The sequence below is a fragment of the Streptococcus sanguinis genome (genome assembly GCF_003943655.1).
In the GTDB taxonomy this organism is placed as follows: Bacteria; Bacillota; Bacilli; order Lactobacillales; family Streptococcaceae; genus Streptococcus; species Streptococcus sanguinis_F.
Genome location: NZ_RJMM01000021.1, coordinates 1 through 14,518 on the forward strand (window position 1 = coordinate 1; position 14,518 = coordinate 14,518).

General features: G+C 41.0%; 15 protein-coding genes and 2 pseudogenes. 15 read left to right on the forward strand and 2 right to left on the reverse strand.

The genetic code is table 11. The features are described 5' to 3' along the window. The first annotated feature begins 41 nt into the window (after nt 1–41). The 8 genes and pseudogenes from D8886_RS08785 (at nt 42) to D8886_RS08815 (ending at nt 7,707) form a co-directional block, all read left to right on the forward strand. A complete protein-coding gene (locus D8886_RS08785; RefSeq protein ID WP_125435165.1) occupies nt 42–2,027 on the forward strand; it encodes an McrB family protein in 1,986 nt (661 codons plus the stop codon). Further along, nucleotides 1,990–3,294: an McrC family protein gene (locus D8886_RS08790; RefSeq protein ID WP_125435167.1), complete on the forward strand. Its 1,305-nt coding sequence runs from the start codon at nt 1,990–1,992 to the stop codon at nt 3,292–3,294. The genes D8886_RS08785 and D8886_RS08790 overlap by 38 nt, the downstream gene beginning before the upstream one ends. A gap of 113 nt (nt 3,295–3,407) precedes the next feature. Further along, a pseudogene (locus tag D8886_RS11930) lies at nt 3,408–3,491 on the forward strand (nuclear transport factor 2 family protein); the annotation flags it as partial. Nucleotides 3,492–3,505: 14 nt separating this feature from the next. Further along, nucleotides 3,506–4,234, forward strand: coding sequence for an ABC transporter ATP-binding protein (locus D8886_RS08795; protein ID WP_125352724.1), 729 nt, complete (start codon nt 3,506–3,508; stop codon nt 4,232–4,234). Further along, nucleotides 4,227–5,747 carry an ABC transporter permease/substrate-binding protein gene (locus tag D8886_RS08800; protein ID WP_125352722.1) on the forward strand — a complete coding sequence of 507 codons (1,521 nt, stop codon included), beginning with the start codon at nt 4,227–4,229 and terminating at the stop codon, nt 5,745–5,747. The genes D8886_RS08795 and D8886_RS08800 overlap by 8 nt, the downstream gene beginning before the upstream one ends. Before the next feature lie 151 nt (nt 5,748–5,898). Continuing rightward, complete coding sequence (locus tag D8886_RS08805; protein ID WP_125435169.1) at nt 5,899–6,216, forward strand: TfoX/Sxy family protein; 318 nt, start codon at nt 5,899–5,901, stop codon at nt 6,214–6,216. 91 nt (nt 6,217–6,307) lie between these two features. Then, on the forward strand, nt 6,308–6,973 hold the full coding sequence (locus D8886_RS08810) for a SatD family protein (RefSeq protein ID WP_002904334.1): 666 nt from the start codon (nt 6,308–6,310) through the stop codon (nt 6,971–6,973). After that, nucleotides 6,970–7,707: a DUF3307 domain-containing protein gene (locus D8886_RS08815; RefSeq protein WP_125435171.1), complete on the forward strand. Its 738-nt coding sequence runs from the start codon at nt 6,970–6,972 to the stop codon at nt 7,705–7,707. Before D8886_RS08810 ends, D8886_RS08815 begins: the two co-directional genes overlap by 4 nt. 63 nt (nt 7,708–7,770) lie before the next feature. Here D8886_RS08815 and D8886_RS08820 read toward each other — a convergent pair whose 3' ends face one another. After that, on the reverse strand, nt 7,771–8,532 hold the full coding sequence (locus D8886_RS08820; protein WP_125435173.1) for a DNA/RNA non-specific endonuclease: 762 nt from the start codon (nt 8,530–8,532) through the stop codon (nt 7,771–7,773). Nucleotides 8,533–8,725: 193 nt separating this feature from the next. Between D8886_RS08820 and D8886_RS08825 the strand changes: the two genes are divergently transcribed. The 7 genes and pseudogenes from D8886_RS08825 to D8886_RS08850 all read left to right on the forward strand — a co-directional run bounded on the left by D8886_RS08825 (nt 8,726) and on the right by D8886_RS08850 (nt 13,525). Next, nucleotides 8,726–9,307: a GrpB family protein gene (locus D8886_RS08825; RefSeq protein ID WP_125435175.1), complete on the forward strand. Its 582-nt coding sequence runs from the start codon at nt 8,726–8,728 to the stop codon at nt 9,305–9,307. Nucleotides 9,308–9,353: 46 nt separating this feature from the next. Then, nucleotides 9,354–9,611 (forward strand): annotated as a pseudogene (locus tag D8886_RS11830) (class I SAM-dependent methyltransferase); the annotation flags it as partial. 11 nt (nt 9,612–9,622) lie between these two features. Continuing rightward, entirely contained in the window at nt 9,623–10,246 is a 624-nt protein-coding gene (locus tag D8886_RS08830) for a Type 1 glutamine amidotransferase-like domain-containing protein (RefSeq protein WP_125435177.1), read from the forward strand. 18 nt (nt 10,247–10,264) lie between these two features. Beyond that, nucleotides 10,265–11,098, forward strand: coding sequence for an alpha/beta fold hydrolase (locus D8886_RS08835; RefSeq protein ID WP_125435179.1), 834 nt, complete (start codon nt 10,265–10,267; stop codon nt 11,096–11,098). A gap of 29 nt (nt 11,099–11,127) precedes the next feature. Then, a complete protein-coding gene (gene msrC / locus D8886_RS08840) occupies nt 11,128–11,625 on the forward strand; it encodes a free L-methionine (R)-S-oxide reductase MsrC (protein WP_125435181.1) in 498 nt (165 codons plus the stop codon). Next, complete coding sequence (gene dnaX / locus D8886_RS08845) at nt 11,625–13,295, forward strand: DNA polymerase III subunit gamma/tau (RefSeq protein ID WP_125435183.1); 1,671 nt, start codon at nt 11,625–11,627, stop codon at nt 13,293–13,295. Before msrC ends, dnaX begins: the two co-directional genes overlap by 1 nt. Before the next feature lie 38 nt (nt 13,296–13,333). Continuing rightward, entirely contained in the window at nt 13,334–13,525 is a 192-nt protein-coding gene (locus tag D8886_RS08850) for a DUF3272 domain-containing protein (RefSeq protein ID WP_002895701.1), read from the forward strand. A gap of 52 nt (nt 13,526–13,577) precedes the next feature. On the opposite strand, the gene birA is transcribed toward D8886_RS08850, so the two are convergent. Continuing rightward, on the reverse strand, nt 13,578–14,513 hold the full coding sequence (birA, locus tag D8886_RS08855; protein ID WP_125435185.1) for a bifunctional biotin--[acetyl-CoA-carboxylase] ligase/biotin operon repressor BirA: 936 nt from the start codon (nt 14,511–14,513) through the stop codon (nt 13,578–13,580). Between the last annotated feature and the right edge of the window lie 5 nt (nt 14,514–14,518).

Genomic DNA, 14,518 nt, shown 5'->3' on the forward strand with positions numbered 1-14,518 from the left:
TTATATGACTATAGAGATGAAGAAAGGGAGATAAAGTTTAAATGATAAAAAAAGCAGATTTTTTAGAAAGAATAAAAGCAGAGTTTCCAGATGCGATTGAAAATAGAACAAAAAGCTATGTTTCTTTTCAGGTTGAGAATCAGAAAGGAAAATTACAAAACTTCATTGAGGTTAGTTTTCAGAGTAAAAGAATAAAAATTGCTATTTTATCAAAAAGTCTTCAAGAATCAGATGTTTTTTTATTTGATAAGAAACCAGATTCGTTTGGATGGACGCTTGATGCTGAGTATATTATTGATAGTGAAGACTCATTGAATGAGGTTTTACCTTTTATAGACAAATCGTATGAGTTTGTAAAAGGAGGGACGGATATAGAGTGTTACACAGCTTTCAGAGAATTTTTATCAAAATTTGTTAATCAAGCAAATCTCTATAATTCAAAAGATATTAGGATTAAACGTTCTCAGAAATTTGATGGTGCTAAGGCTATCTATCCTGCAGTTATTATTGATAATATTCCATACAAAGTTGAAATGCTTAACACAGGTCATTTTGGTCCAAAGAGTGGTAATGGATATATTAAATCACCTTACTTTGGTTATCGACTGAGTGACATTGATAACTTATGGATAAATATAAGATGTGGTTTCCAAAGTTTTGAACTTACAGAATTTAAAATAGTAAAATGGTATAGTGATAATCGAGATGAAGAATTAGGTCATAAATACTTTGTTAAAGATTTAGAGTTGGAATCAACTGGTAAACCTAGCGATACCTTAAAAGAGTTTTATGACTATTTTACTAGTTTTTATAGAGAATTAAAAAAGAAAGATATAAATATGTTAGAAAATATTAACAAATATAAGAATATTTTACTTTCATCCCAAAACCTCATCCTCCGTGGTGCGCCCGGTACAGGTAAAACCTATCTTGCTAAAGAAATTGCCTTAGAGTTAACTGGTGGAAATGAAGACCAAATTGGATTTGTACAGTTTCATCCATCTTATGACTATACAGATTTTGTAGAAGGACTGAGACCAGTATCAAATGGGGATGGGATTATTGAGTTTAAGCTACAAGATGGTATTTTTAAGAAGTTTTGTCAGAAGGCTAGAGACGCTCAGAAGACTGGAGGACAAGATAATTTTGAAGAGACTTGGACTAAGCTAACCAATGCTATCAATGAGAAACAGGGGCAATATTTGTTCCCTCGTAGTTCGGTTCCAGCCAGTTTAAACAGTCAAGGGAATGTGAAGTTTGATTCTCCTGTTGCCACCAAAGAAAAAGTATATCTTTTATATAAGGGTGAGGAGACTAAGTTAAAGTACGAAACTTATCAAAAAATTGTTTTGGATCACATGAAAGAAAGTTATGGCTTATCTGATTATGTATCCCCAACGATTGACATAGACAAGAAATTCGTCTTCATCATAGATGAAATCAATCGTGGTGAGATTTCTAAGATTTTTGGTGAACTTTTTTTCTCTATTGATCCGGGCTATCGTGGTAAGGATGGAGAGGTTTCGACCCAATATGCTAATTTACATGAAACTAATAAGAAGTTTTATATTCCTGAAAATGTCTACATCATCGGAACAATGAATGATATTGACCGCTCGGTAGATACCTTTGATTTTGCCATGCGCCGTCGTTTCCGTTTTGTAGAAATCGCGGCTGAAAGTCAGCTGGGAATGCTTGATGAACCTCTTGGATATGGAGCTGAAGAAGCGAAAATGCGTCTAAGAAACTTGAATGCTGCCATAGAAAAAGTAGAAGAGCTCAATAGTCATTATCATGTTGGACCAAGTTATTTCCTTAAGTTGCAGGAAGTAGACTTTGACTATGAGTTGCTCTGGTCTGATTATATTAAGCCGCTCCTAGAAGACTACTTGCGAGGTTCTTATGATGAGGTTGAGACTTTAGAAACTTTGAAAAAGGCATTTGATAAGACAAGCAATGAGCAAACCAATCGGTCAATAACTGGTGACAATGAAAGCGATGGAAATGACGATAAGGATAACAGATAATCAGCAGCTGATAAAAAAAGAGGATTTTGTTGAAATCTATCCAAAAATTAGTCAGGTACTTTTAGATAGAACTTTAGAAAGCCTTTCTAAAGAGGATAGTATTTTCATTTTTCCAAATGAGTTGAAAAATACTTCTGACTTGGACAAGGACCAGAAAATTTTTGAAACTGTAAATCGGAATATTAAGACAGGAAATGTGATTGGTTTTCTGGGTTACGGTCAGGAAAGATTAACGATTTCCTCTCGTTTTTCAAATGCTAATAACGACTATTTTTTACATTATCTATTGCAGAAGGTCCTAAATATCAATCTCACTAACTTGGATGTTGGTTTATCTAGCGAAGATAAACTCTATCAACTATTGGTTTACCTCTTTCCAAAATATCTGCAAGCGGCTTTGAGAAAAGGGCTTTATAAGGAGTACCAGCGATTTTTCAATAATGATAGCCATGTGAAGGGAGCGATTGATGTAGGAAAACATCTTAAGAAAAATGTTCCTTTTATGGGAAATATTTCCTACACTACTAGAGAATTTACTTATGATAATCCATTGATGCAGCTGATTCGACACACCATTGAGTATATTAAGAATCAGAAAATAATTGGAAGTGGAGTATTTGATGCTAATCGTGAAAATGTAACAGAAATTATTCGTGTGACTCCGTCTTATAAAATAGCTGATCGTGTTAAGATTATCAGACTAAATCAAACTAAACCTATCCGTCATGCCTATTTTAGANAATATAGAAAATTACAGGAACTCTGTCTGTTGATTCTGAGTAGAGAAAAGCACGGTTTAGGATTTCAAGAGCAAAAAATACACGGTGTTCTCTTTGATATTGCTTGGCTTTGGGAAGAGTATGTTTACACCTTGTTGCCAAAAGGTTTCATCCATCCTCGTAATAAAGAAAAAAAAGAAGGTATCTTAGTATTTTCTGGTGGGAAACGAAAAGTATATCCAGATTTTTATGACAGAGAACGAAAGATTGTTTTAGATGCTAAATATAAAAAACTGGAGTTTACTGAAAAAGGGATAAACCGAGAGGACTTGTTTCAGTTGATTTCCTATTCTTATATTTTAGAAGCTGAGAAAGCTGGACTTATTTTCCCAAGTGTAGAGAAGGTTGTTGATAACGAAATAGGTAAATTAGCAGGTTACAGGGCGCTCTTGAAAAAGTGGTCCATTCTTATTCCTCAAGAAGCTGAAAATTATGACCATTTTGTTCAACAGATACATCAATCGGAAACGATAAATTTTAGATTTTAAAGCAGGTTAAACCTGCTTTTTTCTTTACCCCCAGTTTAAAATTACTTGGAAATAGAACAAAATTCTTGATAGTTGAAATCACAAGTGTTACAATGGAACTGTTCGTTTTGGATGATAATGGATTGATTGTAGAGCATTGGGACAATAAAGAAGTCATGCCTAAGGTAGAAGACTTGACGAATCGTGGGAAGTTTTAAAGTGAGGAGAAAGAATGATTGAATATAAAAATGTAGCGCTACGCTATACAGAAAAGGATGTCTTGAGAGATGTCAACTTACAGATTGAGGATGGAGAGTTCATGGTTTTAGTAGGTCCTTCTGGGTCCGGTAAGACAACCATGCTCAAGATGATCAACCGTCTTTTAGAGCCAACAGATGGCAATATCTATATGGATGGCAAGCGCATCAAAGACTATGATGAGCGTGAGTTACGCCTTTCTACAGGCTATGTCTTACAGGCGATTGCCCTCTTCCCAAACCTAACTGTGGCTGAAAATATTGCTCTCATTCCTGAGATGAAAGGATGGAGCAAGGCAGAGATTCAGCAGAAGACCGATGAATTGCTGAAGCTAGTAGGCTTGCCTGCTGAAGACTATGCTCAGCGTATGCCGAGTGAGCTGTCTGGTGGTGAGCAGCAGCGGGTGGGCATTGTCCGTGCCATTATCGCTCAACCCAAAATCCTGCTGATGGACGAGCCTTTTTCAGCTCTTGATGCCATCTCGCGTAAGCAATTGCAGAGCTTGACCAAGAGTATCCACGACCAGTTTGGGATGACAACAATCTTTGTGACCCATGACACGGATGAGGCCTTGAAATTGGGGAATCGGATTGCTGTTCTGCAGGACGGGGAGATTCGTCAAGTGGCGACACCTGAGGAAATCTTATCTGCACCTGCGACCAGCTTCGTAGCAGATTTATTTGGAGGTGTTCAACATGGCTAATTTGTTTTCTACCTTTCAGGAGCGCTTTGGCGAATGGTTAGCAGCCATAGGACAACACCTCCAGCTGTCTCTTCTGACCTTACTAGTGGCCATCTTCCTGACCATTCCGCTCGCTATTTATCTTCATAGTCACAAAAAGGCAGCTAATTGGGTGCTGCAAATTGCGGGAATCTTTCAAACCATTCCTTCAATGGCCTTGCTGGGACTCTTTATCCCCCTCATGGGGATTGGTACACTGCCGGCACTGACTGCTCTGGTGATTTACGCTATTTTCCCGATTTTAGAAAATACCGTCACGGCTTTGAATGGGATTGATCCTAGTTTAGAAGAAGCTGGAATCGCCTTTGGGATGACCAAGTGGGAACGACTCAAAAAGTTTGAACTGCCTCTAGCAATGCCCGTCATCGTTTCTGGAATTCGGACAGCAACGGTTATGATTATCGGGACAGCAACTTTAGCGGCCCTTGTCGGAGCTGGTGGACTAGGTTCCTTTATCCTTCTAGGAATTGATCGTCGCAATGCCAGTCTGATCTTGATTGGGGCAATTTCATCTGCAGTTTTGGCAATTCTTTTCAACAGTCTCCTTAAATGGATGGAAAAGGCTAAGCTTCGGACGGTATTTACAGCTTTTGCGGTCTTAATCCTCGGCCTCGGCGCGTCTTACACACCGAGTCTGCTTCCCAAGCAGGAGAAGGATCATCTGGTTATAGCTGGGAAATTAGGTCCAGAACCAGAAATTCTCATGAATATGTATAAACTTCTCATTGAGGAAAATACGGATATGACTGTGACAGTCAAGCCAAACTTTGGTAAGACAGACTTCCTTTATCAAGCTCTGAAAAAAGGCGATATTGATATCTATCCTGAGTTTACCGGTACGATTACTGGAACTCTCTTGCAGCCTGCTCCAAAGGTCAGCAATGATGCTGAAGAAGTTTTTGAAGCAGCACGTGATGGAATCAGAAAACAGGACAATCTAGTCTTGCTAAATCACATGGCTTATCAAAATACCTATGCGATTGCTGTACCTAAGAGTGTTGCTAAAGAATACAATCTTAAAACCATCTCTGACCTTAAGGCAGTCCAAGACAAGCTCAAGGCAGGGTTTACCTTAGAGTTTAACGACCGTGAAGATGGGAACAAGGGACTCCAGTCTGTCTATGGATTGAATCTCAATGTGTCAACTATGGAGCCAGCCCTTCGCTACCAAGCTATCCAATCGGGTGATATTCAAATCACGGATGCCTATTCGACTGACGCAGAACTTGCGCGTTATGATTTACAAGTTTTAGAAGACGATAAGCACCTTTTCCCTCCTTATCAAGGAGCACCTCTCATGAAAGCTGAATTGCTCGAAAAACACCCTGAATTGGAAGGTATTTTCAATAAGCTATCTGGCAAAATTACGGAAAGCCAGATGAGCCAGATGAATTATCAAGTTGGTATTGAAGGTAAAAAGGCCGAAAATATCGCGCGTGATTATCTGGTCAAGGAAGGACTTTTAAAAAAATAAGAAGTAAAAGAGTTAGACTTGTATGGTCTAGCTTTTTTTGCTTACTTGAGCATAGACAGACTACGGATTGGAGGAGATGAGTTGATCTCTTAGTTAGGAAATCTTCATTCATTTTTGGTATAATAAAGTATCAATTCATGGAGGTGTTCCGATGGCATCTAGTCAAGAATATTTGGATTTTATTCTGAAGCAGCTGCAGGGCTTAGGCCAAGAAATTAGCTTTCGCAAGATGATGGGAGAGTATTTGCTTTATTATCGGGGTCGCTTATTCGGCGGGATTTATGACAATCGCTTGCTTCTCAAGTCAGTCCAGCCAGCTCTGGATTTTTTTGAAAATCCAGTCTATGAAACTCCTTATCCAGGCGCAAAGCCGATGCTTCGTATAGAAGAAGTAGAAGATGCTGCCTTTCTCTGTAATCTGATTGAAGCAGCCTACCCTGCCTTACCAGTACCTAAAAAGAAAAAATAGTCTTTCCTTTACAATGGATATTCTAAAAAGTTGCCGTTTAAATAGACATTTTTAAAATTTTCCTTTATAATGGACTTAAAGGAGGTTTGGTATGCTTTATATTGCTCTTATTGGAGATTTAATAGAATCCAAACAGCTGAAAAATCGTAAGCAGGCTCAGAAGGACCTGCAGGACATGATGGCAGTGCTAAATCAGGATTATCAGGATTATCTGGTGTCACCTTTCACGGTAACGACTGGAGATGAGTTTCAGGCTTTGCTGCGGCCTAATCCAGAAATCATGCAGCTCCTTGATCAGATTGCCTTGGGCTTTCCTCATCCGATTCGCTTTGGGCTTGGTTTGGGGGAGATTGTGACGGACATCAATCGGGAGCAGAGTATTGGTGCCGACGGTCCGGCCTACTGGAGGGCACGCGCAGCCATTGAGGCTATTCACGAGAAGAACGACTACGGCAGCAGCCGTATAGCTGTATCCTTGGGAGATGAAGAGCTCAGTCAGGCGGTCAATACGGTGCTGGCAGCTACTTCATTTATCCAGAGTAAGTGGAATAGCAGTCAGAGAGAGGTTCTAGAGCAGATGCTCAAGGAATATATCTATGACGAGAATTTTTCTCATGGGGAAATGGCAGAGCTGCTGCAGATTAGTCCCAGTGCGCTTAGTAAGCGGCTGAAGTCGTCTGGACTGAAGATCTATCTGAGAAATCGCCGTTTAGCTATGAGAATGATTTTACAGGCAGCAAAGGAGGCTGAACAATGACAAATTTTATGGGATTTTCAGAATTTTTCATGCAGAATCCGATTCTTGTATTGACTTTGCTGGCTCATGTGTTAGCTGATTTTCAGCTTCAAAGTCAGAAAATGGCCGACCTAAAAAGCCGTCGGATGAATTTCTTAATTCTTCATTTGGGAATTGTTCTCTTGCCCCTGTTGCTCTTGGGTCTCATCTTACCTAATTATCTGCTATATTTCGCCTTGGTCTGGCTCAGTCATGCGCTTATTGACTTCTTGAAGAATAGGCTGAATTCTTTGATTGTCCGGCATCATGCTCAAAAGTTTGCCTTTATATTGGATCAGATCTTGCATCTGATTAGCATTTTTGCTCTTTATTTCCTCTTAGGACAGCAGCAAATTCCAGCTCCTAATTGGCTGTCTGAGCGCTACCTCATGCTGCAGGCTCTCTTTTTCTTTTCCCTGACTGGTAAGCCAATTAATATCCTCTTTAAACTCTTCTTCAGCAAGTATCAGGCAGGGGAAGACAGCGGAGAGACTATTGCGGGGGCTGGTGCCATGATTGGGATTTTGGAGCGCTTGATTATGGGACTGTCTCTTATTTTCGGACAGTTTACTGCCATTGGGCTAGTTTTTACAGCTAAGTCTATCGCCCGCTATAATAAGATTTCAGAAAGCCAGTCCTTTGCTGAATACTACCTGATTGGCTCGCTTTTCAGTATGATTGCAGTCCTGCTTGTTTACGGCTGTCTTTATTGGTAAAAATAAATAAAAAACAGATCATCATAGTAAGGATGGTCTGTTTTTGTGTTTTTATCTGTAATTCTACTCAATCATGGTATTGACAGCAGTGCCTGTTTGGTAGTCAATCTCTGCATTTGGAGAGACATTGTCCAGGATGACATGAGACATTCCGTCTTCATCTATGGTTTCCTTGCCCCCTAGCTGAATGCTGACAACACTGCCTTCTGCGTCAAGCCCGACATACTGGAGCTCAATCTTGCGAGGAAGAAGCTCATTGTCCGTATAAATCGGAGTAACCTTGTAATCCAGCCAATAATCAGGATTTTCCTCTAACCAGCGCTCCAAGCGATGTTCATAATAGATCATGCTATCTGGATTATTATCATCCAGTCCTTGGAAACTGCCGGAGTTGAGCCAAGCGGTCANCGGAACGAGGTTTTTCCCTTCGTTATTGAGGCCGCTGAAAGTGAAGCCAATCAGGTGAGCGCGATTCATGAGCCAAGCCCGATCATCTCCATTACCGTAGTAAAATTTGTAATTGTGCCAACCGATGGGGTTGTAAGTGACCTTGGTCTCCTTTTTCTTTTTGGCTTTGTGTTGCTCCTGCATTTGGACATGAGCAGCAGTAGCCCGACCGTATTTGTCCTTTTTTCCAAGCTTTAGCTGATACTCCCCATTCAACTCCAGAGTGCCAATAGCTGTTTCATCGCTATGGTTGAGCAGCTGGACCTTAATCTGGTTCTTCTGATTAGCAGCAACATTTTCTGCAGGAAGAGCCTGTGAAAGTAACAACAAAGAGCCGGCTGACAGGACAAGCCAAGTGCCAAACCTAAACTTTTTCATAAAGAACTCCTTTTAAATAATATATCTCCGACATCATTCTACTAAAAAATAGATTGTTTGACAACTAAAACTTTTCAAAAATATTACAAAAATAAATATTTGTTCAATAAGTGCGAGGTTTGACTAGGATGTGTATTTTTTCTATAATCGTAACTAGAGAAAACGCTTGTATAAATTACCTAAGGAGGTGCTTATGAGTCCATCTTTAGAGGAAATGTCACTTGAGGAGCTGTGGCAGCTTTTTCCGATTTTTTTAAGAGAGCATCAGGATGAGTGGAAAGACTGGTATGCGGAGGAACGGCTTCGGCTTTTGAGTTTTTTGCCTGCAAATCAGCTGGTTCGGATTAGTCATATCGGTTCGACATCTCTTGAGACCATCTGGGCTAAGCCAATAGTGGATATCTTGCTAGAAATTCCCAAAGAAACAGATACGGCGGTAATGAGAGACTTGCTGCTGCAAAATGGTTATCTGCTCATGTCAGAAAGCCAAGGGCGGATGTCATTTAATAAAGGCTACACACCGAGTGGTTTTGCCGAGCGGGTTTTCCATCTGCATCTGCGCTATGAGGGCGATCATGATGAACTTTACTTTAGAGACTATTTACAGGAGCACCCTGTTGTAGCTAAAGACTATGAAAAGCTCAAGCTATCCTTATGGAAGCAATATGAGCACAACCGTGATGCCTATACAGAGGCGAAAACGGATTTTATCAAGAACTATACAGAGGAAGCTAAAAAGCTTTATGGCGGAAGATACGAGAGGGGGGACAGATGATTTATTCAATTATTGGCTTTCTGATTATTCTTGCTTTTCTTTACTTAATGTACCAATCAAAGAATTTGATTTGATTACGGCATTTTAAACTCATTTTTATTAATCGAATCTAACTCAGGCGTTCCTAGAACTTAAGCCAGATGGAATCATTCTACTGGCATGTGAATGGAGCAAATTAGCTTATTACCAACCAGACTTTACAAAGCAAGAAAAACTAGAAAACTATTTGACAGATTTGGACTTACATCTCATCAATAGCCAAAGAAAGGGTCAATGGATTCTTTATAAAATCAGGAAAAAATAAGGAGGTATCCTATGAAACAATTATTTATATGCTCTTATTTTGCAGGAGTCAAGGACTTGTTCAGACAATATGTATCTGAAAAGCAATTGGGCAAACAAGTACTGTTTATACCGACGGCTGGAAATGTAGAAGAGTACAGGGGTTATATTGATGAAGCCCTGCAAACCTTTGAGGACTTGGGATTTCAAGTAGAGGTCTTGGATATTTCAGCTTGTGATAGAGAGACAGCTCAGGCCAAAATTTTCCAAAGCAAGCTTCTCTATGTCTCTGGTGGCAATACCTTTTACCTTTTGCAAGAACTAAAGAAAAAGCACCTTCTGTCCTTGATAAAAGAGCAGATTGCAGACGACATGGTCTATGTGGGAGAATCTGCTGGCGCTGTTATCACTGCTGAGGATATTGACTACATCAGACTTATGGACGATAAGGAAGTAGCAGGGGAACTGTCTGATACGGTGGCGTTACATGAGGCAGATTTTTATCTCCTGCCTCATGTTGGCGAAGAACCCTTTGCTGAAAGTGTTCAGGCAATCCTAAATACTTATGGAGACAAGCTTAATTTGCTGCCCCTTAATAATCGCCAAGCAGTGCTGGTGGAGGATGAGGAAGTGAAGGTTTTGGTGGAAAATAAATAAGAATGCGGGTGTAGTATTTTGATTGAAAAGACATACGAAACATCAAGTGGAGTCATTCACTATTGGACAAATGAGGTTGATGAATCATCCGAAAGTGCTCTTATCTTTTTACCTGGGCTAACTGCTGACCATAGGTTATTTGAAAAACAAATAGAATATTTTAAAGATACATATAGAGTCTTGGTTTGGGATGCACCTGGACACGCTTCATCTTATCCATTTCGTCTCGATTTTACTTTATTTGATTTAGCAAGTTGGCTGGATAGAATATTTGTCAAAGAGAGAATAAAAAATCCAATAGTAATTGGTCAGTCAATGGGAGGATATATAGGACAGGTTTATGCTCAACTTTTTCCTGAGAAATTAAAAGGCCTTGTTACGATTGATTCACCTTCCCTGCAAAGGAACTATTATACAGCTATGGAGTTGTGGCTCTTAAAAAATATGGAGGCAATTTATAGAATCTATCCATGGAAATCTCTTTTGAAATCAGGCCCTAAAAGCGTATCAACAACAGACTATGGAAGAAAACTGATGTATGATATGATGATGGTTTATGATGGCGATCAAAAAAGGTATGCTCGTCTTGCGGGATACGGATATAAGATATTTTCAGAAGCAGTAGAGAAGAAACTTTCTTATGAAGTAAAATGTCCACAATTGGTTATATGTGGAAAAGAAGATCGTGCAGGGTCTTGTATACGATATTTGAAAGCCTATGAAAAAAATACTGGGAAGTCTGTTCAATGGATTGATAAGGCGGGACATAATTCTAATACCGACCAACCCGATATTGTAAATAGACTGATTGATGAATTTTTGAATAACAAAATTAAAGAAAAGCTTGGTTGAAAGACCGGCTTTTTGATATAATAGACTCTATGAACACAAAAGAAAAAATTTCAAATTATCAACTTTTATTGGCTCAGTTGGAAGCCTTGTTGGAGGGCGAGACCAATGTTTTGGCCAATCTTTCCAATGCTAGCGCTCTGCTCAATCAAGCTCTTCTTAATTCTGTTTTTGCGGGTTTCTATCTTTTTGATGGGAAGGAGCTAATTTTGGGGCCTTTTCAGGGCGGTGTTTCCTGTGTCCATATTACCTTAGGTAAGGGTGTCTGTGGGGAATCCGCGGAGAAAGAGCAGACGATTATCGTGGATGATGTGACCCGGCATGCCAACTATATCTCCTGTGATAGCCGGGCTAAGAGTGAAATTGTGGTGCCCATGGTAAAAGACGGTCGCCTGCTAGGAGTGCTGGATTTGGACTCAGCCTTGACGGGTGATTATGATAAGGTAGATCAGGAATATCTGGAAAAATTTGTCCAGATTTTGCTTGAAAAAACGACTTGGATTTTTGAAATGTTTGGAGAAAAAGCCTAATGTATCAAGCTTTATATCGGAAGTACCGCAGTCAGACTTTTGGTCAGCTGGTGGGTCAGCAGGTAGTGGCCACCACTCTCCGGCAGGCTGTTGAGCAAGGGAAAATCAGCCATGCCTATCTCTTCTCTGGCCCTCGTGGAACAGGAAAAACCAGTGTTGCTAAGATTTTTGCCAAGGCTATGAACTGTCCGAATCAAAAGGACGGCGAGCCCTGCAATGACTGCTATATTTGCCAGGCTATTACTGAGGGAAGCCTTGAAGATGTTATCGAAATTGATGCTGCTTCTAATAATGGAGTAGATGAGATTCGTGATATTCGGGACAAGTCTACCTATGCGCCTAGTCTGGCCAAGCACAAGGTCTATATCATCGACGAGGTGCACATGCTCTCGACAGGGGCTTTTAACGCCTTGCTCAAGACCTTGGAAGAACCGACAGAAAATGTGGTTTTTATCTTAGCAACGACAGAGCTGCACAAGATTCCAGCGACCATTCTTTCACGTGTCCAGCGTTTTGAGTTTAAGTCTATCAAGACGCAGGACATTATTGGACATATTGAGTGGATTTTGGAGCAGGAAGGGATTGATTTTGAGCAGGAAGGTGTGCAGATTATTGCCCGTCGAGCGGAAGGTGGTATGCGGGATGCCTTGTCTATCCTCGATCAGGCTCTTAGCTTAACTCAGGAAAATCGTTTGACTACAGACATAGCTGAAGAAATCACTGGATCTATCAGCTTGGGAGCCTTGGATGCCTATGTAGCAGCCTTGATTGCTCATGATGCAGTTGGCGCCTTGGATAATCTCAATCTGATTTTTGACAGCGGCAAAAATATGGCCCGTTTTGTGACGGACCTCCTGCAATATCTGCGCGACTTGATTATTGTCAAAACTGGTGGGGAGAATCATCACGCTAGCGAGTTTTTTCTGGAAAATCTCAAGACACCGCAGGACACTCTCTTTGCCATGATAGATATGGCGACCAAGAGTTTGGCAGACATCAAGAACAGCCTGCAGCCCAAGATTTATACAGAAATGATGACCATTCGACTGGCAGAGACCAGTAGCCATTCTACGTTGGCAGCTATTCCGGATAATCTAGCTGATGAACTCAAGGGATTGAGACAAGAGATAGATAGTCTCAAGCAGCAAGTGGCTAATGGCAATGGAAAACCTGCAGCAGCTGTCAAAACTTCAGATATTCGACCGCAGAAGTCTAAGGGCTATCGAGCAGACCGTAATAAGGTCAATGCCATCCTAGAAGAGGCTGTTGAGAATCCTAGCCTGGCTCGCAGCAATCTGACTAAGCTGCAGAATGCTTGGGGTGAGATTATCGAAAGTCTGGCTGGAGCTGATAGGGCCTTGCTGGCAGGCTCGCAGCCAGTGGCCGCCAATGAAAGTCATGCTATCTTAGCTTTTGAGTCTAATTTCAACGCTGAGCAGACTATGAAGCGGGACAACCTCAATACCATGTTTGGCAATATCCTCAGCAATGCGGCGGGATTTTCACCAGAAATTTTGGCCATTTCTTTGGAAGAGTGGACCAAGATTCGGGCGGATTTTTCGGCTCGCAGCCGCAATGGCAAGGCAGAGGTTGAAGAGAAGGAAGAGGAAAGCTTGATTCCAGAGGGATTTGACTTTTTAGCAGAAAAAATTACCATTCAAGAGGATTAAAAAAAGATTTTTCTAGGCTTTCGTGTTATAATAAATCTATGAACAGACGACAATTTATTGTGATGGCTGTTTTCACAGCCTTAGAAACCTATTTTTTCAATGAATCCATCATGGCGGGGCGCTATTTCATGGCTGCTTTCTGGGCAGTTTTAGTGCTGCGCAATCTGCAGATTTCCTATGTCATGGGGCGGATTGTGGATGAAATCGATAAACATTTAGGACCGAAATAATGAAAACAGGACTGAGCTATGAGACTCAGTCCTTTTGAAATGAAATTTTTGATTACCAACTAGTCAGCGAGACTTCACCGCTGTTGAGCCAGATTTCCTGACCATCTGTCAGCTGGACTAGTAATTGTCCGCTGTCTGAGATGTCCTTGGCTAAACCTTGGTAGTCCACGCCTTTTTGGCTAAAGGTCACTTGTCGTCCCAGCACCAAGGAACGCTGCTTGTAGAGATAGATGAGCTCTTCTGGGTCACTTTCGTAGAAGCATTTCCAAATCTCGGCAATGAGCTCATTGCGACTAATGGCTGGTTTCTCTTCAAAGAGGGAGCCAGCTTTTTCTTTAATCTCAGCTGGAAAGTCTTTAATGAAAAAATTAAAGCCAACACCAATGATAACATCAGTGACGAGTCCTGTCTCAATAGAAGTCGTAGCCTCAGTCAAGATGCCGGAAATTTTCTTGTTTCGAAAGTAAATGTCGTTGACCCACTTGATATCAACTTCCATGAGGGTTAGATTTTTTACTGCCTTGTAGATAGCTCCTGCGGTCAAGATTGTATAGGAGGGGAGCTGGTCGAAGGGGAGGTTGGGCTTGAGGTGGAGAGACATGTAAAAGCCGCCCTGGCTGGGGCAGAAGAAAGCACGACCGAAACGGCCACGGCCAGCAGATTGGGCAGCGGCTAGATAGAGAGTGTCGGCAGGGCGTCCGGCCTCCATGCCAGCCTTGGCATCCATCTGAGTGGACTGGCAGTCAGAATTAAAGGAGACCTGAACAGGTGAGTGTTCCTCAATCCAATCAGGAATCAGCAAGTCACCCGCTGTCAATCGATAGCCTCGGTTCTTGACGGATTCGATTTGGATGCCTTCTTTCTCCAATTTTTGAATGGCCTTCCAAATGGAAGTTCGTGAAATGCCCAATTCTTGGGCTATTTTTTCACCGTTGACATAGTCGTCAGCCTGACTGAGGATGTCAAAGATTTTTTCGTAGGTTTTCATAGGCG